Below are 23,339 nucleotides of genomic sequence, written 5' to 3' on the forward strand. Positions count from 1 at the left end.
CACCGATGTCCACCCAGACGGATGCCGCCCGACTCCTCGTCCGCACGCTGGAGGCCGAGGGCGTCGAGTACGTCTTCGGCATTCCGGGTGAGGAGAACATCCATTTCGTCGACGCGCTGAACGACTCCCCCATCCGGTACATCCTCGTCCGGCACGAGCAGGGCGCGGCGTTCATGGCCGAGATCTACGGCCGTCTCACCGGCAAGGCCGGTGTCGCGTCCGCGACGCTAGGACCCGGCGCGATCAACCTCCAGCTCGGCGTCGCCGACGCCACCACCAACAGCGTCCCCGTGGTCGCGATCTCCGCTCAGGTCGGGCTCGACCGCATCTACAAGGAGTCGCACCAGATCGTCGACCTGGTGTCGCTGTTCCGGCCGATCACGAAATGGTCGGAGCTGGCGCCGACCGCCGAGGCACTGCCGGAGATGGTGCGCAAGGCGTTCAAGGTCGCGCAGACCGAACGGCCCGGCGCCGTGTACCTCGCGATCCCCGAGGACGTCGAGGACGCGCCCGTCGACCCGGCGCTGCGGCCGCTCAAGGTGGACGTCGTGCGTCCGCAGGAGCCGTCGCCGGCGCAGATCGCGCGGGCCGCCGACGTGCTCGCGCGGGCGCGGCGTCCGATCGTCCTGGCCGGGCACGGCGCCGCCCGCGCCCGCGCGAGCGACGCGTTGGTGCACTTCGCCGAGACGCTCGGGCTTCCCGTCGCGACGACGTTCAACGGCAAGGGCGTCTTCCCCGACGACCACCGGCTCGCGCTCGGCGCCGTCGGGTTCATGCGGCACGACTACGTGAACTTCGGCTTCGACTCCGCCGACGTGCTGATCTCCGTGGGCTACGAACTCCAGGAGTTCGACCCCGTGAAGATCAACCCCGACGCCGACAAGAAGATCATCCACATCCATCACGGACCCGCCGAGGTGGACGACCACTACCCCGTCGAGGTCGGCGTCCAGGGCGACCTGTCCCGGTCGCTGCGACTGCTGGCCGAGTCGGTGCACCGCCGCTTCGACGGCGCCGCCGAGGGGCAGCGCATCCGGGAGATGATGCGCGCCGAACTCGACCAGGGCCGCGCCGACGACGCCTTCCCGCTGTCCCCGCGCCGCATCGTCAGCGACATCCGCGAGGCGATGGGCCGCCACGACCTGGTGCTGGCCGACACCGGCGCGGTCAAGATGTGGATGGCGCGGATGTACCCGACGTACGAGCCGAACACGCTACTGGTCTCGAACGGGCTGTCGTCGATGGGGTTCGCGGTGCCGGGCGCGCTCGGCGCCAAGCTCGCGCACCCCGAGCACCGCGTCCTGGCCGCGACCGGGGACGGCGCGTTCCTGATGAACTCGCAGGAGCTGGAGACGGCCGTCCGGGAGAACATCCCGATCACGGTGCTGATCTGGGACGACTCCGCCTACGGCCTCATCGAGTGGAAGATGGACCTCGATCTGGGCCGCAGCTCCCACGTGAAGTTCCGCAACCCCGACTTCGTCCAGTACGCGGAGAGCTTCGGCGCACGCGGCTACCGCGTCGAGTCCGCCGGGGACCTGCTCCCCACGCTCCGCAAGGCCCTGTCCGACGAAGGCGTCTCGGTCGTCACCGTCCCGGTCGACTACTCCCACAACCTCGAACTGACCCGCAAACTCGGAGAACTGACCGGCCCCTTCTAGCCCCTCCCACACCACCCGCCCAACCCCACACCAACGGCAACGCACCGAGCGCGCAGCCCCGACCCGCGACCCCGGAACCCGGCCACGGCGAACGGCCCGGCGAACGGCCCCGGTACGCGGCCCAGTACGCGCCCCGGCGGACGGCCCCGGCGGACGGCCCCGGCACGCGGCCGTGACGCGCAGCCGTCACGCGCAGCCGTGGCGGGACCAAGCGGCGACCCAGGGCGGCGCGGTTGACCTGCCCGGCCGACAGCAGCGGGGCGCGCAGCCGTGGCGCGCCCCCGCCGCGCAACCGTGGCGCGCTCCGGCGGGCGCCTCCCGCGCCGCCCCGGCGCGCGGCCCCGGCGCGCGGCCCCGGCGCGCGGCCCCGGCGCGCGGCCCCGGCGCGCGGCCCCGGCGCGCGGCCCCGGCGGGCAGCTCCGGCGGGCGCCTCCCGCGCCGCCCCAGCGCGCCGCTCCAGCGCGCGGCTCCCCCGCGCGGCCCCGGCGGGCAGCTCCGGCGGGCGGCTCTCGCACCGCTCCGGCGGGCGGCTCCGGCGGGCGGCTCCGGCGGGCGGCTCCGGCGGGCGGCTCCGGCGGGCGGCACGGCCCGGCGGTTACGTGCGGCAGAGGATTTCGCCGTGGGGGACGGCGAACCAGCCGTCGTCCGCGGCGGCCCAGGCGGTCCAGCCCGCATGGACGCGGTCCAGGTCCGCGCGGGTGGCGTGCCCCGCCGCCACGACGCGGTCGGCGATGTCGGAGCGGACCATGCGTCCGCCCCAGGACGCGCTCCACCAGGCGCGGTCCTGCGGGGTGGCGAAGCACCAGATCGACGCCGAGGGCGTGACGTCGGTGAACCCCGCCTGACGGGCCCAGGAGACGAGGCGCCGCCCGGCGTCCGGCTCGCCCCCGGCCTCGCGCGCGACGGCCGTGTACAGGTCCCGCCACGGCTCCATCTCCGGCGGGCGCGGATGCCAGATCATCCCGCCGTAGTCGGCGTCCCGCACGGCGACGATCCCGCCCCTACGGGCCACGCGGCGCATCTCCCGCAGCGCCGCGACCGGATCGGAAACGTGCTGGAGCACCTGGTGAGCGTGTACGACATCGAACGCCCCGTCCGGAAACGGCAGCGCCCCCACATCGGCCACCTCGAACGCGACATTCCCGGCCCCACGCTCCGCCGCGAGCCGCACCGCCTCCCCCACGACCCCCGCCGCACTGTCGACCCCGACGACCCGCCCGTCCCCGACGCGAGCCCCGATCTCCACAGTGATCGTCCCCGGCCCGCACCCGACGTCCAGCACGGAAATCCCGTCCCGCAGAAACGGCACCAGATACCCGGCCGAGTTCTCCACAGTCCGCCACCGATGCGCACTGAGCACGGTGTCGTGATGCCCCTGCGCGTAAGAACCCACAGCCACCAACCCCCACTTCGAATCCAACCCACCCAAACCCTAGATCCCCGCCCAACATTTGAGAATTCAGTCCCACATAATGAACACTCAACCCCACGACCTGCGAACTCGCCCCCAACAGTGCCAACAACAACGAGACCAACCCGACCCGACCAACGCGAGCAGCCCACGCGACACAAGCAGCACAAACAACACGGTCTCGACACATGCGGGCGCGCGGGCCGAGGCGCGGACGCGGAGGCGCGCGTGGTGGCAGGAGGGGCCGCGCCCGGTGGGGCAGTGCGCGGAGGGGCTCCCACCCCGGGTATGGGGCGGGGGCGTGCGGTCAAGGGACTAGGGCTCGGGTGCGACGGTGCGAGCGGAGCCGGGGCGCGGACGGTGGGCGCGCGTTGTGTGTGGCACGAGGGGCCGCGCCCGGTGGGGCGGCGCGCGGGGCGTCTCGCCGGGTCGAGGGCGGCGAGACGCGCGCGGCATCGGAAGGGGCGCGCCCGGCGGGGCATTGCGCAGGGCCGTCTCCACGCTGGGTATGGGTGGGGGCGCGCGGTCAAGCGGCTAGGGGCTCGGTGGCGGCGGTGTGAGCGGTGGGCGCGCGGGACCGCAGCGCGGACGGTGGGCGCGCGTGATGGTAGGAGAGACTGCGCGCGCGGCGCACGGTGGGGCGGCGCACGGTGGGGCGGCGCACGGTGGGGCGGCGCACGGTGGGGCGGCGCACGGTGGGGCGGCGCACGGGGCGGGCCCCGCCCCCGGGTGTGGGGGCGGGGTTATGGTTAGGCGGCCAGGGCCTTGCGGCGGTGCGGGCGGTGGGCGCGCGGGCGGGCCGGGGCCGGGTCGAGGGTGGTGACGGGGCGCGGGTGCGGCGGCGCCGGGTCGGTGTAGGTGTTGAGGGGCTGGTCGGAGAGGGCGCTCAGCCGGATCTCGACCAGCGTCCGCTCGGCCGGGCCGTGCAAGTGCGAGTGGGTGAGGTGGAACGTCGTGTCGTTCACTGGTACCCCTTTCAGAACCGGCGAGGCCGATCTCCGTCCCGCCGGCCGGGCCGTGCCCGGTCGTACGGATCGAACAAGCTCCCCGGTTCGACCCGTATTCCTCGACGTGCCTTCCTTCACCTCGGAAGTTACGCCGTGCCTGTGACATTTCCCCGAGTCAGACCACCGCAAGCATCAAGCGCACCCCATATCTCCGTACACCGGATGCCACCTCCAGAAGGGACCTACGAGACGTCCGCCCGCGACGCCCCGGCGCGGCACCACCGCCTTCACGCGGCCGGAAGCAAGGCGCCGCCGCGCTGCGCCACCGAGAACGCCGCCCGAACGGGCCTTCACCCTCCTGATCAGCGCAGACATCATGCTGGCAGAGGCCACAACGAACACGCGACGCATTTACGAGCCAACAAGCGACACCTCCAACCCCACCGGGAACGCGCACCCCCACCTCGAACATCCACCAACGGATCGGCCCCGACACCAGGCCGACCCCGGACAGTTCAGGGGCGGGACGTCAGCTCTGGGACGCGTACGGGCTCCTCTCCTCGGCGGGTCGGTCGGGTGGGGCTTCGTCGTGGCGGTTGCGGAGGGAGTCGGTGATCTCCATGGCCGGGGTGACGAGGCCCGCGTAGACGACGAAGGCGACGAACAGGGCCGCCACCGGGACGTAGATCAGAAGCATCGGGTTCATGGGTCTAGCCTGCTCGCCCGGGTCCTCGCGCGGTATCGGCCGCCGGTGCGGTTTCCGCCGCGCGCGAGTCGGCCGATCGGCCGATCCGGGACTGCGTCGCAGGTCGTAGCCTCGAAGCATGACCGAGCACCCCGGCGGGCTGGAGCGCGTCCACACGGTGGGCGGGTGCGTCGTGCGGGTGGCGATCTGGGGCGGCGCGTCCCTGTATCTGCTGGCGTGCGTCCTCACCTACGGGCTCGGCCCCCGTGAGATCGTGCTGTACGCCGTCGCCGCCGCCGCGACCATCGGCGCGCTCTTGCCGCGTCACCTGTCGCGCTGGGCGGCCGGGGTGGCGGGCGCGTCCCTGCTCCTCACCGGCGCGCTGGCGTTCTCCGGCATGCACGACGGCAATCCCGCGGTGGTCCCGGAGGCGTGCGGCCTGCTGCTGCTCGCGCTGCGGGTCGCGTGGAAGGCGCCGCGCGACCGGCTCGTCCCGCTCACCACGCTGCTCGGCTCGGCGGTCGTGCTGCTGCCGCTGCGCGGCGGGCTGCTCCTGCCCGTCCTGCTGTCCGCGCCGCTCGCCGTGCTCGTCGCGGTCGCGGTCGGCGCGGGCCTGTACGGGCGGGCGCTGGACGAGCGGCGCGCCCGGTCGCTCACGGCCGCCCGCCGCGACGAACGCCTCGACCTCGCCCGCGACCTGCACGACTTCGTCGCCCACCACGTCACCGGCATCGTCGTCCAGGCGCAGGCGGCGCGGTTCGCGGCCGGGTCGGGCGCCGCGCAGAGCCCCGAGCAGCTCGACACGATGCTCGCCGGGATCGAGCAGGCGGGCGGCGAGGCGCTGACGTCGATGCGCCGCATGGTCGGCCTGCTCCGCGACGCGCAGGACGCGCCCGCCGCGACGCCCCGCCGCACCGGCCTCGACGCGGTCGCGGACCTGACGGACGCCTTCACCTCCCCGCCCGCCGCCCTCTTCATCGCCCCCGACCTGGGCACGCCCCCGCCGGAGATCGCCACGACGATCCACCGCGTCGTCCAGGAGTCGCTGACCAACGTCCGCAAGCACGCCGCCGACGCCACCACCGTGCATGTCATGATCGAACGACGCGACGGCGCGTACGCCGTCCAGGTCACCGACGACGGCCAGGGCCGGGGCCGCCGCCTGCCCGCCGGGGGTTTCGGCCTGGCCGGGCTGGACGAGCGGATCGCCGCGCTCGGCGGCCGGCTCATGGCCGGGCCGGGCCCGGCGGGCGGCTGGACGGTGACGGCGGTGCTGCCCGCGCGCTGAGCCTGCGAGAATCAACGACGTGACCCTGCGTGTGCTCATCGCCGACGACCAGCAGATGGTCCGCGCCGGATTCCGCATGATCCTCGAATCCCAGCCGGACATGACCGTCGTCGGCGAGGCCGAGGACGGCGCGCGGGCGGTCGAGCTGGCGCGCGAACTCCGCCCGGACGTGTGCCTGTTCGACGTCCGGATGCCCCGCATGGACGGCCTGGAGGCGACCCGGCTGCTCGCCGGTCCCGGCGTTTCCGATCCGCTCCGCGTCGTGATCGTCACCACGTTCGACATGGACGAGTACGTCTACGGCGCGATCCGCGGCGGCGCCACCGGCTTCCTGCTGAAGGACAGCGGCCCGGCGCTGCTGGTCGAGGCGGTGCGGGCGGCGGCGAGCGGCGCGGCGCTGGTGTCGCCGTCGATCACGGTCCGGCTGCTGGAGCGGCTGGCGGTGCCGGCGGCGGAGCCGCGCCGTCCCCGCGAGTCCCCGACCGACCGCGAACTGGACGTCGTCCGTCTTGTCGCCCGTGGCCGGACGAACGAGGAGATCGCCGCCGAACTGTTCGTGTCGCTGTCCACGGTGAAGACGCATCTGAGCAGCGTGCAGCGCAAGCTCGACGCCCGGAACCGGGTGGAGATCGCGGCGTGGGCGTGGGAGTCCGGCCTGGTCCGCTGAGACGCGGGCCGCGCGGAAGGGGACGGACACTGGCACCGGAGTCGCTGGCGGGACTGCCCGCGCTCGTCATCGTCGTGTGGGGGCTGTTCGCGGCGGGCTGGGCGCTCGTCCTGGCGACGCTGCGCCGCGATCTGCCCGAGGACGTCCGCGGCCCCGCCGTCTTCGCCCACACGCTGACCCCGCTGGCGTTCCTCGCGCTCCCCGCCCTCGTCGGCTTCGGTTCCCTCCTCGTGACGACGGGCGCCGCGGTCACCTGGTGGTCGCTGCTGACGGCCACCGCCTTCCGTCCCGTCCGTCTCCTGGACGGCGGCCTCCCCCGCCTGGCCGCGTTCCTGGTCCTCACCGCGACGGGCCTGGCGGTCTCCACGCTGCTGATCCTTTGAAGCGCCGGTCGTCAGAGGTTCCCTAGAATCAGGGCAAGAGGAGATAAAGACTGCCGGAGGTGGAGTCATGCCGTGTGCGTTGTGCGGCGACATCATCCCCCGGGAGATCGCGCGCTGCCCGCACTGCGGGGCGTGGGCGCGGCGGCGGGACTTCCGCGCGGTCGGGGTGGCCGTGTTCATGCTGCTCGGGTTCAACGCGTTCGTCGCGCTCGCGGCGGGGATCAGCCTGCTGCGGGTCATGGCGCCGCTGCGCACCGACACGCACGACACCTACGATCCGGTCGTCACGGCGGCGACGCTGAAGCCGTACGCGGACATGTTCGTCATCTGCGCCGTCCTCGCGGGGCTGACCGGGTTCCTCTACCTCGGCTGGCTGTGGCGGGCGCACCGGCAGGCGCCGGGGCCGCAGAGCCGGCACCGGGCGTGGGTCGTGTTCGGGTGGTTGTGCCCGTTCGTGAACCTGTGGCTGCCGCCGCGCATGGTGTACGAGGTGTGGGTCAACAGCGGCCGGTACCGGACGACGGAGCGGCAGTTCGCGGGGCTCGTCGTCGCGGGCTGGTGGGGGTGCGCGCTGATGGCGGCGCTCCTGGCGCGCCTGTTCACCGTGGGCAGCCTGGACACCCTCTCCGACGCGCGCTTCGACGTCGGTCTCGGCGTCGCCGCGGCGGCCTGCCTCGCCCTGGCCGCCGCGCTGTGCATGGTGCCCGTCTACCAGATCACCCGTCTCCAGGTCCTCTCCGACCGTTGAGCGCTCTCAGTCCCACACCCGCGTGATGGTCCAGGTTCCGGCGGCGGCCTCGTAACGCAACTCGCACACCCCGACGCCACGGGGCGCGTCCTCGGTGCGGACGGCCTCGACGCGCCAGAACTCGCGTTCGGTGAGTTCGGCGTCGGAGGCGGTGGCGTGTTCGAGCCACCAGTCACGGGTGGTGACCCAGTGTTCGAGGACCCGCTGGACCGTGTAGGCGCGTGCGCGCCACACGAACCGGACGGGCCTCCCGTTCACCGTGTCGACCTCGACCGCGTCGCCCGAGCCGTGCGCCATCCGCTCCCCCGTCGTAAAACGCCTGAATGCACCGCACGGGGGAAGTCATACGGATCGAACGTGTGTTCGCAACGGCGAGTCTAGAGACACCGTCCGCCGGGAGGCAACCCGGCGAAACCTCAGCTCAACTGCCGTGCGATCTGGTCGGCGACGCCCGCGGCGGCGGTCACGTCGGCGAACCCGCCGCCCGTCCACAGGTAGGACCAGCCGGCGCCGGACGGCATCGCGACGACCATCACCTGCCGTCCCGAGACGGGCGCGACGACGGCGAGCACCGACGCCTGCGGGCCCGCCAGCCGCCAGCCGAGGCCGCGGGCGCCGACCTCCCGGGCGAGGAGGGACAGATGGTGCCGGCGGACATGCGCCGGATCATGCGCGGGGGCCAGAGACACCGCGGATCAGCCGCCTTCATATCAGGAGCCGCTCCGGCGGGGGGTGACCGGCAGAGGCGCGGGGTGGGTCGCCGTCCCATTGTCGCCCCCACGCTCTGTCGCCGCGAGTTCACCAGGGGTCACGTCTTGCTTACGTGGCCGCGACCGGCGTGGTCTGCGGGGAAATGCGCAGCCCGTCCAGGGATTAGGGTGCTCTACGACCCCGCCTCCCGCCCGCCCGACCCAGGACGACCATGACCTCCCACGTCAGCCCGACCGAAGCCCTGCGCCCCGGCGACCCCCGGGAACTCGGCCCGTACCGGCTGCTGTCGCGGCTCGGCCAGGGCGGCATGGGCACCGTCTACCTCGGCCAGGACGAGCGGGGACGCCGCGTCGCGGTCAAGGTGATCAACCGCGAGCTGGCGGGCGAGGCCCCGTTCCGCGAGCGGTTCCGCCGCGAGGTGACCGCCGCCCGGCAGGTGCGGCGGTTCTGCACGGCGCCGGTGCTGGACGCCGAGCTGGAACGCGATCCGCTGTTCGTCGTCACCGAGTTCATCGACGGCCCGAGCCTGGAGAAGGCGGTCGCCGAACGCGGCCCGCTGCCGGGATCGGAGCTGGAGGGCCTGGCCGTCGGCGTCGCGACGGCGCTGGCCGCGATCCACGGCGCGGGCATCGTGCACCGCGACCTCAAGCCCGCGAACGTCCTGCTGTCGTCGACAGGACCACGCGTCATCGACTTCGGCATCGCGCGGGCCCTGGACGCCGCGCCGGGCGACGGCCCGACCCGCACCGGCCACTTCGTCGGCACTCCGAGCTATCTGCCGCCCGAGCTGCTGCGCGGCGAGCCGATCACGCCCGCGTCCGACGTGTTCTCCTGGGGCTGCGTCATCGCCTACGCCGGGACGGGCGCGGCGCCGTTCGCGGGCGCCACGATGCCGGAGATCTTCTACCGGGTCGCGCACGAGACGCCCGACCTGTCCCGGCTCGACCCGGCGGTGCGCGACGTCGTCGCCGCCGCGCTCGACAAGGACCCGCGCCGCCGCCCGACCGTGGACGAGCTGCTGGGACGGCTCGTCGGCACGGCCCGGCCCGACCCGGCGCGGCTCGCCGACACGGTCCAGCGGACGTGGAGCCCGCCGCCGCAGCCGACGCGTCCCGAGGCGCCGCCGCCCCCGCCGCCGCCGTCCCGGAGGGGCGGCGTCCCGGTCCGGGCGCTGGCGGCGGGCGCGGCCGTCCTCGCCGTGGTCGTGCTGGTCGGCGTCGGCCTGGTCGGGCTGTTCGGCGGCGGGCCGCCCGACGACACCCAGATCGTCTTCTCCGACGACTTCGCCGACACCCGGTCCGGCTGGCCCGGCAGCGCGTTCACCGGCGGCCGCGGTTACTTCGAGAACCAGTACCGCGCCGATCTGCGCGATTCCCAGAACGTGGAGATGTCCGAGTCGCCGTTCCGCGTCCGCGAGCAGAAGCTGCCCGCGCGGCAGCTCGTCAGCGCCACCGTGACGTTCGGCGACGGCCCCGCCAACGGGCAGGCGGGCCTGTTCTGCCGGGGCACCGACGCCGGTACCCGAACCGCCGGCTACCAGTTCCTGCTCCGCAAGGACGGCGCCGCCGCCGTGATCCGCAAGGCGGTGCCGGGCGGCGGCGCGGTCGAGCTGGCCCGCTCGGACAAGCCGTCCGGCTACGACGAGGGCGAGCCCAACCGCGTCCAGGTCGCCTGCGAGGAGGACGACGGCGCGGTCCGGCTGCGGATGTGGATCGACGGCGAGGAGGCCGCGTCGGCCACCGACCGCGACCGGCCGCTGGGCGACGCGAACTCGGGCCTGGTCGTGGCCAGAGCAGGCCAGGCCAGCGCGCCGTCGACCGCCCTCTTCGACGACTTCGACATCTCGGAGATCAGGAACTAGGTCGGCGCCGGGGACAGATCACCCTATTCTTGTCCACCTCCCCTCTCCCCCCATTCGGAGCGAAGCGTGACGTCCCCCCTCCGCACGACCGACCCGCAGGAACTCGGGCCGTACCGGCTGACCGGCCGCCTCGGCCGCGGCGGCATGGGCACGGTGTACCGGGGCGAAGACGCGACCGGCCGCCCGGTCGCCGTCAAGGTGATCAACGCCGAGCTGGCCGACGAGGAGGCGTTCCGCGCCCGGTTCCGGCGCGAGGTGACGGCGGCGCGGCAGGTCCGCCGGTTCTGCACCGCCGCCGTGCTGGACGCGCGGCTGGACGGCGAGCCGCTGTACATCGTCACCGAGTTCGTGGACGGGCCGTCGCTGGAGCAGGCCGTCCGGCAGAACGGGCCGATGCACGGCGGGACGCTGGAGGGCCTGGCCGTCGGCATCGCGACCGCGCTCGCGGCGATCCACGGCGCGGGCATCGTGCACCGCGACCTCAAGCCCGCGAATGTCCTGCTGTCGCCGACTGGACCGCGCGTCATCGACTTCGGCATCGCCCGCGCCCTCGACGCCGTGGACGGACCCACCCGGACCGGGCAGTTCGTCGGCACGCCCGCCTACATCGCACCGGAGATCACCCGGGGCGGCGAGGTGTCACCGGCCGCCGACGTGTTCTCGTGGGGCTGCGTCGTCGTGTACGCGGCGACGGGCCGCGCCCCGTTCGGCGGCGCGACCGTCCCGGAGATCATCCACCGCGTGATGACGGACGCGCCGACCCTCGACGGCCTCGACCCCGCCCTGCACGACCTCGTCGCCGCCACCCTGGACAAGGACCCGGCCCGCCGCCCCGCGGCCCGCGAAATCCTCGCCCGCCTCACCGGCGACCCCGGCCCGTCCCCCACCGAAACGGCCCCCGCCACCCCCGGCACGACGCCGGACAGCACACCCAACGGCGCCGCAACACCCGACGCCACGCCCAACGGCGCCGCGAGCGCCCGCACCCATGCGATGCACGGGCACGCCGCGCCGACCGTCGCGGGGCGGGACGGCGACGACGGGCGGGCCGCGCAGACGCGCGCCGACGCGGTTCCCGGCGGCAGCGGCGGCGCGGTGCGGCGGCTCGTCCGGCGTCCGGCCGTGCTCGCCGGGATCGCGGGGGCGCTCGTCATCGCGGTGCTCGCGTGGTGGGTGCTGCGCGACCCGCCGCCCTCGCCGGGGTCGGCGATCACGCAGCGGGACAACTTCTCCAACGTCGGCTCGGGCTGGCCGAACGGCCAGTTCGACTGCGGCAAGTACGAGAAGGGCCGCTACGTCGTCGGCGTCGCCTCGTTCGACGACTCCAGGTCCTGTTCGGCGCCGAACCAGCGGGTCTCCCCGTCCGGCAAGTACCTGATCGACGTGGTCGTCCGGCTGACCGGCGGCCCGGGCAACGGCGAGTGGGACGCGGGCGCCTACCTGTCGGCGGTCGACGACGACAACTACTACGAGGTCGTGTTCCGCCCCGACGGCAGCGTCCGGCTCCGCAAGGTCGTGGCCAAGCGGTCCACCGACGTCGCCGAGGCCCGCGTCAAGGACTTCACCTCGACCGGCCCGAACCGTCTTCAGGTGCTCTTGGACTACCACGGCAAGGACGACCGGACGACGGTCTCGGTGTGGGCGAACGGCGCGAAGGCGTTCAGCTACGACGACGAGGACAAGCCGTACCGCAAGGGCGGAACCGGCATCATCGTGAACCGGCCGAACAGCTCGTCGCAGGACACCGAGGCGTGGGCGGCGTTCGACGACTACGCGCTCAACGAGGTGGAGTGACGCGACGTTTCCCGAGGTCAACTAGGGTGGATCGGTTCCGTCCGCACCCGACCGACGAGGAAACGTCCCGCGATGTCGAAGGAGTCCCCCGCCGCGGAACCCGGCCTGCGGGCCGGGCTGCGCCGCAGGCACATGACGATGCTGGCGATCGGCGGCGCGATCGGCGCCGGGCTGTTCGTCGGCAGCGGCGCGGTGATCGGCACGGCCGGTCCGGCGGCGGTCCTGTCCTACGCGGCGGCCGGGCTGCTGGTGCTGTGCGTACTGCGGGCGCTCGGCGAGATGGTGGTGGCGCGGCCCGTCGCCGGGTCGCTGGCGGAGTACGCGCGGATGGCGCTGGGGCCGGGCGCGGGCTTCACGGTCGGCTGGCTGTACTGGTACCTGTACGTCGTCCTGGTGGGGGCGGAGGCGGTGGCGGGGGCGGCGATCCTCGCGTCCTGGACGGGGCTGCCCGCGTGGCTGCTGGCGGCGGTCCTGCTGGTCGTGATGACGGCCGTGAACCTGGTGTCGGTGCGGTCGTTCGGCGAGTTCGAGTTCTGGTTCGCGTCGGTCAAGGTGGCGGCGATCGCCGTGTTCGCCGTGCTCGGCCTGCTGTACGTGTTCGGGGCGTGGCCGGACTCCCCCGGTGGCCTCGGCAACCTGACGGGCAACGGCGGCTTCGTCCCGAACGGCGTCACGTCGATCTTCACGGCGATCGTGGCGGTCATGTTCGCGTTCGGCGGCACCGAGATCGTGACGATCGCCGCCGCCGAGAGCCGTGAGCCGGGCCGGGCCGTGGCGCGGGCGACGAGCAACGTCCTGTACCGGGTCGCGCTGTTCTACGTCCTGTCGATCTTCCTGGTGGTGGCGATCCTGCCGTGGGACGACGCGCAGGTGCTGACGAGCCCGTTCGTGAGCGCGCTGGAGCGCATCGGCGTCCCCGCCGCCGCGACGATCATGGAGGCGGTGATCCTGACGGCGGTGCTGTCGGTGCTGAACTCCGCGATCTACGTGTCGTCCCGGATGCTGTACGTCCTCACGCGCGACGGCGACGCCCCGGCGGGCCTGGTGAAGCTGAACTCCGGCGGCGTCCCGGTCCGCGCGATCCTGCTGGGCACGGTCGCGGCGTGGCTGGCGGTGATCGCGTCCTACGTCTCGCCCGACCAGGTGTTCCGCTTCCTGATGAACTCGATCGGCTCGATCCTGGCCTTCGTCTACATCGCGATCATGGTCTCGGAGCTGCGGCTGCGCCCGCGTCTCGAACGCGAGGACCCGTCCAGCCTCACCTACCGCATGTGGCTGTTCCCATACCTGCCGGTCGCGGTGATCCTCGCGCTGGTCGCCGTCCTGGTCTCGATGGCGTTCATGGCCGGGCAGCGCACCCAGCTCCTCGCGTCCCTCGCCAGCCTCGCGATCGTCGCCGCCCTCTACCCGCTGCGCCGCCGCTACGGCCGCCGCCCCCCGGTCACCGACGTGGCGGTGCTTCGGCGCTGAGGTCAGTCCTTGCGGCCGGTCGCGGCGATGGTGACGCCGAGGCCGATCATCATGAGGCCGCCGGTGCCGCCGAGGAGGGCCAGGCGCTGCGGGGAGCGGGCGAGCCAGGTGCGGGCCGTCGCCGCCGCGAGGCCCCAGGTGCCGTCGCAGGCGAGGGCGATCAGGCAGAAGACGGCGCCGAACACCATCATCTGGACGCCGGACGAGCCGCGCGCCGGGTCGACGAACTGGGGCAGGACGGCCGCGAAGAACACCAGCAGCTTCGGGTTCGTCAGGCTGACGAGCACGCCCTGGCCGAGCGCGTTGCCGCGTCCGGCGTCGGTCTGCGTCAGCTCGGCGAACGCGCGCCGCCGCCGGATCGCCTGCACGCCGAGGTAGACGAGATACGCCGCGCCCGCGAGCTTGAGCACGGTGAACACCACCGCCGACCGCGCCACGATCGACCCGACGCCGAGCGCGACGAGCGACGCGAGCACCAGCGCCCCGATCGTGCTCCCGGCGACACCGGCGAGCGCGACCCGCCGTCCGTGCGCGAGCGCGCGCCCGATGACGAAGAGCACGTTCGGGCCGGGCACCAGGATGATCGCGAAGGCCACGACGGAGAACGCGAGAAGCTGATCGATCTGCACCACGCGGCCGAGCGTAACGCGCCCTGACCTGCTGCGTCACCCCGATATCGGACCGGCGCCGCCCGGCCACGCGGCGGGACGCACACCGACGTCCAGGCCGCGCAGTTCGGCGAGGACGGCCGGGTCCTGGACGTCGAGCCAGTCGACGAGTTGGCGGAAGGAGACGCAGCGCACTTCCTCGCGCCCGCAGGTGTCGCGCATGACGTCCTCGACCGCGTCCATGTAGACGCCGCCGTTCCACTGCTCGAAGTGGTTGCCGATGATCAGCGGCGCGCGGTTGCCGTCGTAGGCGCGTTCGAAGCCGCGCATGAGGCTTTCGTGCATCTGCCGCCCCCGCGCGGCGTTCCCGCCGGAACCGCCCTGGTTGGCGAGGTAGTTGTAGTCCATCGACAGGACCTCGAAGCCGCGGCCCGGCAGCGGCACCTGCTGGAGCGGAAGGTCCCAGAGCCCGGCGCGCCTGCCCGGCCACACCTGCGTGCCGACGCCGCTGGAGTCGTACCGGAACCCCATCTCGCGGGCGGCCTCGCGCGCGTTGGCGCTTCCCTCCAGGCAGGGGGTGCGGCCGCCGACCATCTCGCGGTCGTAGTCGAACGGCAGCGGCGGCAGGGACTTCCAGCCGGTCGTCGTCTTCCAGTTCTTGACGAACCAGCGGGCCTGCCGGATCTCCGAGCGCCACTGCGCGGGCGTCCAGGTCCCCACGCCTCCCGGGCCGCAGAAGTGGCCGTTGAAGTGGGTGCCGATCTCGTGGCCCTCCAGCCACGCGCGGCGGACCTGCGCGAGGGTCCGGCGGACGTCGGCGGTGCGCAGGTACCCGATATCGGACGCGCCGCGTTCGCGGCCGGGCGGGCGGTAGTGGTGCTTTCCGGCCTCGGGCAGGGCGTAGAGGCCGCTGAGGAAGAACGTCTGCGCGGCGTTGTGGCGGCGGCCGAGGTCGAGGAACTTGGAGAACAGCCGGGCGGAGTCCTCTCCGGCGCCGTCCCAGGAGAACACGACGAACTGCGGGGGCCGCTGCCCCGGGGCGAGCCTGCGCGGGGTGGGCTGGGACGGCTGCGGGCCGGTGTCGGCGGTCGAGCCGTCACCGATCAGCCTGCGCACCGGGCGTTCGGTCGACGCGGCGTCCGGGCGGCCCGCCTGGGCGGGCGTGCCCGAGGATTCGCCGCGCAGCAGCCCGCTCTCGCGGACGGCGACGGCTACGAGGACCGCCCCGGCCATCACGCCGACCGACTTGACCAGCATCGTCGCCAACGCAACCCCCCGAGATCCCGGACTCCGGTGTCCACGCTGGCAGGCGGAGTGATCTTGCTCGGGGACGTCGCGGGGGGTGCGCCGAGTCCTTACGGATCATTTGCTCCGAGGGGAGACGCTGTGAGCAGTGCTCTCGTGACGGGGTGGCGGGCGTCGTCCAGGCCGGTGACCGGGAGGTCCTCGACGACGCGCCCGGCGTCCAGCACGACGACGCGGTGCGCGACCCGCCGCGCCACCCGCAGGTCGTGGGTGACGAGCACGACGGCGAGCCCGTCGCGGGCGCGCAGCCCGTCGATCAGGGCGAGGACGCGTTCCTGCGCGGGCAGGTCGAGCCCGGTGGTCGGCTCGTCGGCGAGCAGCACCCTGGGCCGGGCGGCCAGCGCCCGCGCGAGCGCGACCCGCTGCCGCTCCCCGCCCGACAGCGTCCCGGGACGCCGCGCGGCGAACGCCGCGTCGAGCCCGACCCGCTCCAGCAGATCGGGGACCCGCTCGCCCCCGGCGGCTTCGGCGACGACCTGCTCGACCGTGTAGCGGGGGTCGAAGGAGGCCAGCGCGTCCTGGAAGACGAGCCCGGCGTCGCGGCGGGCCGCGCGGCGGGCGGCGGCGGGGAGCGCCCACAGGTCGTCGCCGGAGGCGAGGACGCGGCCGGTGTCGGGACGGTCAAGCGCCGCGAGCGTCCCGATCAGGGTGGACTTGCCCGATCCGCTGCGGCCGACGACGGCGACGGCCTCGCCCGCGGCTACCTCGAACGTGACGCCGTCCAGCGCGACCGTGGTGCGGCCCCGGCCGCGCAGGACGCGGCGGACGTCGCGCGTGGCGCGGGGCGGCGGGGCGTCCGGCGTCGAGGCGGCCCCCGTCGCCGCCTCGACGCGGGTCGCGGCGTCCACCAGCGCGCGGGTGAGCGGCGCGCGCGGCGCCGCCAGCACCGAGCGGGACGGGCCGTGCTCGACGACGCGTCCGTCCCCGAGGACGGCGATCTCGTCGGCCCAGCGGGCGGCGGCGGCCAGGTCGTGGGTGATGAGCAGGACGGCGCGGTTCCGTTCGGCGGCCTGCGCGGCGACCATGTCCAGCACCTCGGCCTGCGTGACGGGGTCGAGCGCGGTGGTGATCTCGTCCGCGACGAGGATCTCGGGGTCGAGGACGGTCGCGACCGCGAGCGCGGCGCGCTGCGCCTGGCCGCCGGACAGTTCGTGCGGGCGCGCGTCCCAGACGTCGCGGGCGGTGAGGCCGCAGCGTTCCAGCGCCGCCGCGCCGGTCGCGGCCGGGTCGGCGCCGCCGTGCGCGCGGACGGTCTCGGTGAGGTGCCGTCCGACGGTGATCGTCGGGTTGAGGCTGGCGACGGCGTCCTGGAACGCGTGGCCGACGCGGCGTCCGCGCAGCTCGCGCAGGGCCCGGCGGCCGAGCGCGAGCACGTCGGTGCCGCCCGCGAGGACGCGCCCGCCGACGCGCACCCCGGCGGCCGGATCGTGCAGCCGCAGCACCGACCGCGCCGTGAGGCTCTTGCCGCCGCCGCTCGGCCCGGCCAGCGCGACGACGCGTCCCGCCGGGACGTACAGCGTCAGCCCGTCCACGACGCGGCGGCCGGGCACGTCGACGGTCAGCTTCTCGATCATGAGCCCGCTCACCACGCCCGCCCCTCGCCCCGGTTCGCCGCCGACGCCAGCACGTTGACGGCGAGGATCGTCACGACGACGCAGCCCGCCGGGAACGCGACCGTGTACCAGGCGCCCGTCAGCAGGTGCTCTTGTGCCTCGGTGAGCAGATTGCCCCAGCTCGGGCGGTGCGGCGGGACGCCGAGGCCGAGGAAGCTCAGCGTCGACTCGGTGAGGATCGCGTGCCCGACCTCGAACGCCGCGACGGACGCGACCGGCGGCAGCGCCCCCGGCAGCAGGTGGCGGCGCAGCACCTGGCCGCGCGTCAGCCCGAGCCCGTACGCGGCCCGCACGTACAGCCGTTCCCGCTGGCTGATCAGTTCGGCGCGGGCGACGAGCGCGACGGCCATCCAGCCGGTGCAGGCCACGGCGACGATCACCGTGCCGAGCGACGGCCCGAGCACGGCGGCGAGCCCGAGGACGACGAGCAGCATCGGCAGCGAGAGCAGCACGTCGGCGGTCCGCGCGATCAGCTCGTCCAGCCAGCGCGGCCCGGCGGCGGCCAGCGCGCCGAGCAGCACCCCGGCGGCGACGGTGAGCGCGGCGGCGGCGAGTCCGACGAGCAGCGACGTCCGCGCCCCGTGCAACAACCGCGCGAGCAGGTCCCGCCCGAGCAGGTCGGTCCCGAGCGGATGCCCCGGCGCCCCGGGCGGCAGCCCGAGCGCGTCGGTGTCGGTGGCGATCGGGTCATACGGCGACAACCAAGGCGCCAGAACGGCCGCCCCGACCATCACCACCAGCACGACCCCCGCCACCCACACCCCCGGCCGCCGCACCCGCACCCGAACAGCCAGCAACCCCCGCGTCCCCTCACCCACACCAAGCCGCCCCGCCCAAGGCACACCACCCACGAACCGAACAACGCCCCGCCCCGCACACACCCGCCACCTCGCCCCAGCCGCACCCGCGAACGACCGGGCAGCAACCCGGGCACCGGCGCGCCGAGGCCGCGCACGCCCGTGTCGCCTCGGGCGCAGCGTGCCGTCTGCGGGCCGGGCTCCGTCGCGTCGGGGTCGGGTACACCCGCGTGGTGTCAGTCATGGGTCGGTGTTCCGAGGCGGACGCGGGGGTCCAGCCAGGCGACGGCGAGGTCGCCGAGGAGGGTGGCCAGGACGACGACGAGGCCCGTGAGCAGGACGATCGCCGCCAGCAGGGCGTGGTCCTGGTCGCGGGCGGCGGCGATGGCCTCGCGGCCGACGCCGGGCCAGGCGAAGATGACCTCGGTGGCGTACGCCCCGGCGACGAGCGTGCCGACGCCCGCGCCGAAGCGGGCCGCGAACGGCACGAGGCCGGGCCGCAGCAGGTGCCGCAGCACGACGGTCCGGCGGTGCAGGCCGCGTGCGCGGGCGCTGTCCACGTGCGGGACGGCCCGCAGCCGCTCGACACCCGTCTGCACGAGCCGGGCGTAGACCCCGAAATGGTGCCCGAACGCCAGCGCGAGCGCGGGCAGCAGCAGGTGCGTCGCCACGATGCCCACCGTCAGCGCCTCCCCCGGCCGGTGCAGACCGCCGGACGGCAGCACCCGCAGCCAGCCCGCGAAGATCCAGAGCAGCAGCAGCGCCGTCACGAACCCGGGCATCCCGCCCAGTGTGAACAGCACGCCCTCGATGCCGCGCCGCACCCGGCGGCTGCGGGTCAGCGCGGCGGCGAGCCCGGCCGCAATGGCGCCGACGACGCTGAACAGCGTCGCGACGGCCGTCAGCAGCAGCGTCCACGGCGCGGTCTCGGCGAGCACGTCCGCCACCGGCCGCCCGGACCGGTACGAGACGCCGAAATCACCCGTCGCCACCCCGGCCGCCCACCGGACGTACCGGACGGGCATCGGGTCGTCCAGCCCCATCTCGCGCTCCAGCGCGGCGACGGCGGCGGGCGGCGCGGGCCGTCCGCCCGAGCGCGCCTCCAGGATCGACGCCGCCGCGCTGCCGGGCGCCGCGTCCAGCACGGCGAAGCACAGCACGGACAGGACGGCGACGACCCCGCACGCCGTCGCCGCCCGCACGAGCAGGCTGCGCCTATTCAAAGTCCCGGCCTGACCGACCCTTTGCGAGCACGCATCGCTTCGCGATCCGCCCGGCGAGGCCCGCCCTCGCCGGGCAGTTCACGTGCTCGCGCGAGGGCAAACGGCGTCACGACCAGGCCCACGTCTCGGCGTTCCAGAAGAACCCGTACCCGTGATGACCGAGCGTCCGCTTGGTAGGCCCGGTCAGCGCGGCCGGAACGGCGTTGTCCGCCTGAAGGTAGGCGATCCACACGAACGGCGGGTCGGCGGCGAGAGCGCGCTGGAAGTCGGCGTACGCGGCCTTGCGCTCGGCCGGGTCGGCGGTGTTGCGCCCCCGCTCCAGCGCGGCGTCCACCTCGGCGTTGCGGTACGTGCCGTAGTTGGAACCCCCCTCGGCCAGCGCCTCGGACGAGTGGAACGGCCCGAACACCGAGGTGTCGGGGTCGTACGGGGTGCCCCAGCCGACGACGAACGCCTCCAGCTTGCCCCAGTTCGCCCGGACCCAGTCGCGCGGGCGCGGGTTCGGCACGACGTCGAACCCCTGCTGCTTGAGCTGCGTCGCGGCGACGTTGAGGATCGCGACGCGGGCGGAGTCCTCGGCGAACGTGGACAGCTCGAACCGGACGGTCTTCCCGTCCTTCGCCCACAGGTTCTGCGCATTCTTCGTGTATCCGGCCTCACCCATGAGCGCGGCCACCCGAGCCGGGTCGAAGGTGAACGGCGCGTCCGTCTTGTACGGCCCGAGGTCGAGCGGCCCGGTCGCGGGCGTGCCCTGCCCGGCCAGGACGCTGTCCACGAACGCCTTCCGGTCGACCGCGTGGTTCATCGCGATCCGCACCTTCTTGTCAGCGAAGACGGGATTCGCGAAGTTCAACATCAGCGCGCGGTAGTCGGCGGTCGGGTAGCTCTCCACGCGCAGCCCGTCGAAGCCCTTGACGCGCGCGACCTGCTGCGGCTGCACGACCGCGCCGTCCACCTCGCCGTTGCGGAGCTGGAGCAGGCGCGCGGAGTCGTCCGGCACGTACTTGATCACGATCTTGGGAAGCTTCGGACGACCCTCGTAGTAGCCCGAGAACGGGACCAGTTCCGCGAACTGCCCGGGTTTGAAGGACGCCAGCCGGAACGGCCCGGCGCCGACCGGGTTCTGCCCGTACGCGGCGTCCGTCAGCTTCTTGCCGTCCAGGACGTGCCGGGGCAGCAGGCCCATCGACAGCGCGTCCAGCAGCGGCGCGAACGGCCGCTTCAGCTTGATCGTCGCGGTCAGCGGGTTCGGGGTCTCGACGGCGGCGACCTCGGCGAAGTTGCGCCCGCGCGGCGAGTCCGACGCGGCGTCGCGCACGGCCGTGACCGTGTACTTCACGTCGCCGGACGTGATCGGCTTGCCGTCGTGCCAGGTCAGGCCGTTGCGGAGGGTGAAGGTGTAGGTCCGGTGGTCGGCCGAGACCTGCCAGGACGCGGCCAGGCCCGGAACGACCTTGTTGTCCGCGTCGTGCCGGGTGAGGCCCCGGTGGACGAGTTCGGTGACCGGGTCGGTGTGCTCGTCCTGGAGTGCCGGGTTGAGCGTGTCGGGCTCGTCGTTGACGGCGTAGGTGAACGAGCCGCCGGCCTTGCGGGCGTCCCCCGTCCCGCCGCAGGCGGACGCGAGCAGCGCCACCGCCCCCGCCATCGCACCGACTACCAGCACTGGCCTATGCATACGTCTCCTTGTTGCACACTGATCGCAACAAGGAACTATAGCCAGCCTGGGATGTTAAATCACTTTCGCCCGTTCTGTCCCATCCAGCGCACGGCGCAGCACCTTCCCCGTGGACGAACGGGGCAGTTCCTCCCGGAACACCACCGAACGCGGCACGGACGACTCCGGCAGCCGCTCGGCCGCGAACGCGATCAGCTCGTCGCCCGCGTCCCGTCCCGGCGCGGCGCGCGCCGCGACGACGAACGCGCACAGGTCGCCGTCGCCGTCGACGGCCACGGCCACCTCGCGCACCAGCGGATGCCCGGCGAGCACCCGTTCCACCTCGACCGGCACGACGACGGCGCCGCGCACGTCCACCTGCTCCCCGGCCCGCCCGTGGTGGTGCACGAACCCGTCGGCGTCGACGTGCACGACGTCGCCGGTGCGCACCCACCCGTCGTCCTCGCCCTGCCGGGCCCACGGAACCTGGACGAACCGCCCGCTCTCCCCGGCCTCCGGGTCTTCGCGCGGGCGCGGCTCCCCGCCCCGCGCCCAGGGAGCACCCGGAGATCGCACGCCCGCCCACGGAACCCCGGCCTCGGGGAGCCGTTCCGCGCTCTCCCGCGCCTCCGGCACGTGCGGGCCTACGGTCGGCAGGGCGCCGGGGTGCGCGACGGACGGTCCGCGCAGGTGGAGCAGGCCGCGTTCGCCGGGACGGATGCGGCGCCCGTCCGGGGTGCGGACGTCGATCTCGAAGGGCGGCAGGGGCGTGCCGAGAGTGCCCCGGCGGCGGCGCGTCAGGGTGTTCGCGATGGCGGCCGTGCCGGTCTCGGCGGTGTCGAAGGCGTCGAGCAGCGGGCAGCCGAACGCGGCGCCGGCGCGGTCGGCCAGGGTGGGTTGCAGGGGTTCGCCCGCCGAGACGACGGCGCGCAGGGACGCGAACGTCGCCCGGGGCGTCTCGACGAGGCCCGGTAACAGCGCCGGGACCGCGAACAGCAGCGTCGGCCGGTGGCGGCCGAGCTGCACGGCCGTGCCCTCCGGCGTCGGCGCGTCCGGCCACAGCACCGCCGACGCCCCGCACAGCAGCGGGAACAGCACCGACGCGCCCAGGCCGAGCGGCGTGTGCGCCTTCGCCGCCGACAGCGTCGTGTCGGCGGCGGTCAGCGCCAGCGCGCCGCGCGCGAACGCGTAGGCGAAGACCTCCGGGTCGCCGTGGCCGTGCGCGACGGCGCGCGGTGCGCCGGTCGTCCCGGCCGTGTACTGGAGATAGGCGGGGGCCTTGGGCGTGACGGGGTCGGGCACGGTGCCGGGGTCGTCGGCGAGGTCGCCGGGCGTCAGCGCGCAGGCGTCGGGGAAGCGGTCCAGCAGCTCCGGCGGGCAGACGACGACGTCGGCCCCCGCCTCCCCCGCCAGCCGCCGGTGCTCCCCGGCGGTCTGCTCCGGCCCCGCGAGGACGGCGACGGCCCCGAGCCGCAGCACCCCGAGAAACGCGGTGACGAACGCGACCCCGTCGGGCAGGACGAGCAGCACGCGCCGTCCGGACAGCACCCCCGCCGCCCGCAGCACCCCCGCCGCCCGTGCCGCCCCGTCATGGACCTGCCCGTGGGTGACGCCGCCCCGGGCGGTGTGGAACACCGTCCGTTCCCACCACCCGTGCGTCACCGCCCGGCGCGCGAGCGTTCCCGCCAGATTCCCGTCCATGCGCCGACATTACGCCCCGCACTCGCTCCACCACCGGGCGTTCTCGGGATTCCGTCCCGAACATCCCGCGCGGAACGCGAAGGACCCTGGTGCCCACCCCTCCGGGGCACCAGGGTCCGTCTGTACGGTGCGCGCCCGCTCGTCGGCTACCCGGCGCGCGACCGGCCCGCATGGAACACCGTCGTGTTCCGGTCTAGAGGTGCGCGGCGCCGAGCCGTTCGGACAGCGTGTCCGCGACCTTGGAGGGGTCGCCGCAGGAACACAGCTCTTCCATGTCCCGGCTGAACACGACGGCCTGACCGTGGATCACCACGGCGGTGACGCCGTAGCCGATGGACCTGTCACCCGGGGTGGAGGGGGTGATCCACAGCGTCGGCACGGCGGACTGCGCCACCGAACACGACCAGCCCCGAGCCGTCATCTCCCCGCCCAGAACCCGCAGGTAGGACGCGGCCGCCGCACGGCGACGCACCCAGACGAACCAGGCCACCAGCGCCCTGAAACCGGTCACACCTGGTCTCCGTTGCTTCCCCGGTACAACCGCATGACCTCGGCGCGGTCGAACCGCAGGTGCCCCGACGGCGTCGTCCCCGCCGCCAGCAACCCCCTCCGCGTCCACCGCACCACCGTGTACGAGGTCACGCCGAACAACCGCGCGACCTCTTTCGTCTTCATCATCTGCACCGAATCGCCGCCCACGTCACCTTTCCCTTGTCATCCGCGAGGCACTGCCAGCCCCACAAACCGCCCGTAAGACTGTCCACGATGAACAACCCCCGACCGGACTCCCGAACAAAATCCGGCTCCCCAAT

General features: G+C 74.0%; 23 protein-coding genes. 8 read left to right on the plus strand and 15 right to left on the minus strand.

The features are described 5' to 3' along the window. The first annotated feature begins 5 nt into the window (after window positions 1-5). Window positions 6-1,661, plus strand: coding sequence for an acetolactate synthase large subunit (locus C229_RS0128425; RefSeq protein ID WP_018658521.1), 1,656 nt, complete (start codon window positions 6-8; stop codon window positions 1,659-1,661). Window positions 1,662-2,256: 595 nt separating this feature from the next. On the opposite strand, the gene C229_RS0128430 is transcribed toward C229_RS0128425, so the two are convergent. The 3 genes from C229_RS0128430 to C229_RS34600 all read right to left on the minus strand — a co-directional run bounded on the left by C229_RS0128430 (window position 2,257) and on the right by C229_RS34600 (window position 4,725). Then, window positions 2,257-3,060 (minus strand): methyltransferase domain-containing protein, encoded by an 804-nt coding sequence (locus tag C229_RS0128430; RefSeq protein WP_338029186.1) that lies wholly within the window; start codon window positions 3,058-3,060, stop codon window positions 2,257-2,259. Between the two features lie 761 nt (window positions 3,061-3,821). Next, a complete protein-coding gene (locus C229_RS0128435) occupies window positions 3,822-4,037 on the minus strand; it encodes a hypothetical protein (RefSeq protein WP_018658523.1) in 216 nt (71 codons plus the stop codon). 511 nt (window positions 4,038-4,548) lie between these two features. Further along, entirely contained in the window at window positions 4,549-4,725 is a 177-nt protein-coding gene (locus tag C229_RS34600; protein WP_018658524.1) for a hypothetical protein, read from the minus strand. 118 nt (window positions 4,726-4,843) lie between these two features. Here C229_RS34600 and C229_RS0128445 point away from each other — a divergent pair, with 118 nt between their 5' ends. The 4 genes from C229_RS0128445 (at window position 4,844) to C229_RS0128460 (ending at window position 7,790) form a co-directional block, all read left to right on the plus strand. After that, complete coding sequence (locus C229_RS0128445) at window positions 4,844-5,992, plus strand: sensor histidine kinase (protein WP_018658525.1); 1,149 nt, start codon at window positions 4,844-4,846, stop codon at window positions 5,990-5,992. A 19-nt stretch (window positions 5,993-6,011) separates the two neighbouring features. Beyond that, window positions 6,012-6,659: a response regulator gene (locus C229_RS0128450; protein WP_205624572.1), complete on the plus strand. Its 648-nt coding sequence runs from the start codon at window positions 6,012-6,014 to the stop codon at window positions 6,657-6,659. Beyond that, on the plus strand, window positions 6,629-7,042 hold the full coding sequence (locus C229_RS0128455) for a hypothetical protein (protein ID WP_240487410.1): 414 nt from the start codon (window positions 6,629-6,631) through the stop codon (window positions 7,040-7,042). Before C229_RS0128450 ends, C229_RS0128455 begins: the two co-directional genes overlap by 31 nt. 67 nt (window positions 7,043-7,109) lie before the next feature. After that, window positions 7,110-7,790 carry a DUF4328 domain-containing protein gene (locus tag C229_RS0128460; protein WP_033424897.1) on the plus strand — a complete coding sequence of 227 codons (681 nt, stop codon included), beginning with the start codon at window positions 7,110-7,112 and terminating at the stop codon, window positions 7,788-7,790. 6 nt (window positions 7,791-7,796) lie between these two features. On the opposite strand, the gene C229_RS0128465 is transcribed toward C229_RS0128460, so the two are convergent. Then, on the minus strand, window positions 7,797-8,087 hold the full coding sequence (locus C229_RS0128465; protein ID WP_018658529.1) for a DUF6504 family protein: 291 nt from the start codon (window positions 8,085-8,087) through the stop codon (window positions 7,797-7,799). A 119-nt stretch (window positions 8,088-8,206) separates the two neighbouring features. Further along, window positions 8,207-8,479, minus strand: coding sequence for a hypothetical protein (locus C229_RS0128470; RefSeq protein ID WP_018658530.1), 273 nt, complete (start codon window positions 8,477-8,479; stop codon window positions 8,207-8,209). A 233-nt stretch (window positions 8,480-8,712) separates the two neighbouring features. Here C229_RS0128470 and C229_RS0128475 point away from each other — a divergent pair, with 233 nt between their 5' ends. The 3 genes from C229_RS0128475 (at window position 8,713) to C229_RS32180 (ending at window position 13,626) form a co-directional block, all read left to right on the plus strand. Beyond that, window positions 8,713-10,362 (plus strand): serine/threonine-protein kinase, encoded by a 1,650-nt coding sequence (locus C229_RS0128475; protein WP_018658531.1) that lies wholly within the window; start codon window positions 8,713-8,715, stop codon window positions 10,360-10,362. A gap of 66 nt (window positions 10,363-10,428) precedes the next feature. Beyond that, a complete protein-coding gene (locus C229_RS35145; RefSeq protein ID WP_018658532.1) occupies window positions 10,429-12,156 on the plus strand; it encodes a serine/threonine-protein kinase in 1,728 nt (575 codons plus the stop codon). A 72-nt stretch (window positions 12,157-12,228) separates the two neighbouring features. Then, window positions 12,229-13,626: an amino acid permease gene (locus C229_RS32180; protein WP_018658533.1), complete on the plus strand. Its 1,398-nt coding sequence runs from the start codon at window positions 12,229-12,231 to the stop codon at window positions 13,624-13,626. Window positions 13,627-13,628: 2 nt separating this feature from the next. Here the strand turns inward: C229_RS32180 and C229_RS0128490 are convergent, their stop codons facing one another. From C229_RS0128490 to C229_RS35660, 10 genes are all read right to left on the minus strand, one after another. Further along, entirely contained in the window at window positions 13,629-14,258 is a 630-nt protein-coding gene (locus C229_RS0128490; RefSeq protein ID WP_018658534.1) for a LysE family translocator, read from the minus strand. A gap of 33 nt (window positions 14,259-14,291) precedes the next feature. Continuing rightward, complete coding sequence (locus C229_RS0128495) at window positions 14,292-15,491, minus strand: polysaccharide deacetylase family protein (RefSeq protein WP_018658535.1); 1,200 nt, start codon at window positions 15,489-15,491, stop codon at window positions 14,292-14,294. 98 nt (window positions 15,492-15,589) lie between these two features. After that, window positions 15,590-17,128, minus strand: a complete 1,539-nt coding sequence (locus tag C229_RS0128500) for an ABC transporter ATP-binding protein (RefSeq protein WP_018658536.1) — start codon at window positions 17,126-17,128, stop codon at window positions 15,590-15,592. Continuing rightward, complete coding sequence (locus tag C229_RS0128505) at window positions 17,122-17,949, minus strand: ABC transporter permease (protein WP_240487411.1); 828 nt, start codon at window positions 17,947-17,949, stop codon at window positions 17,122-17,124. The genes C229_RS0128500 and C229_RS0128505 overlap by 7 nt, the downstream gene beginning before the upstream one ends. 236 nt (window positions 17,950-18,185) lie before the next feature. Beyond that, entirely contained in the window at window positions 18,186-19,172 is a 987-nt protein-coding gene (locus C229_RS0128510; protein WP_240487412.1) for an ABC transporter permease, read from the minus strand. A gap of 106 nt (window positions 19,173-19,278) precedes the next feature. Continuing rightward, on the minus strand, window positions 19,279-20,835 hold the full coding sequence (locus C229_RS0128515; protein WP_240487413.1) for an ABC transporter substrate-binding protein: 1,557 nt from the start codon (window positions 20,833-20,835) through the stop codon (window positions 19,279-19,281). Between the two features lie 66 nt (window positions 20,836-20,901). Beyond that, window positions 20,902-22,527, minus strand: a complete 1,626-nt coding sequence (locus tag C229_RS35655; protein ID WP_018658540.1) for an AMP-binding protein — start codon at window positions 22,525-22,527, stop codon at window positions 20,902-20,904. A gap of 193 nt (window positions 22,528-22,720) precedes the next feature. Further along, window positions 22,721-23,038 carry a hypothetical protein gene (locus C229_RS0128525; protein ID WP_018658541.1) on the minus strand — a complete coding sequence of 106 codons (318 nt, stop codon included), beginning with the start codon at window positions 23,036-23,038 and terminating at the stop codon, window positions 22,721-22,723. Then, on the minus strand, window positions 23,035-23,202 hold the full coding sequence (locus C229_RS0128530; protein WP_081639911.1) for a helix-turn-helix domain-containing protein: 168 nt from the start codon (window positions 23,200-23,202) through the stop codon (window positions 23,035-23,037). Before C229_RS0128530 ends, C229_RS0128525 begins: the two co-directional genes overlap by 4 nt. Continuing rightward, the coding region (locus C229_RS35660) for an ATP-binding protein (protein ID WP_476692142.1) at window positions 23,202-23,339 on the minus strand (138 nt) is incomplete at its 5' end. The genes C229_RS35660 and C229_RS0128530, both read right to left, overlap by 1 nt.

It is taken from the genome of Actinomadura flavalba DSM 45200, assembly GCF_000374305.1.
Lineage (GTDB): Bacteria > Actinomycetota > Actinomycetes > Streptosporangiales > Streptosporangiaceae > Spirillospora > Spirillospora flavalba.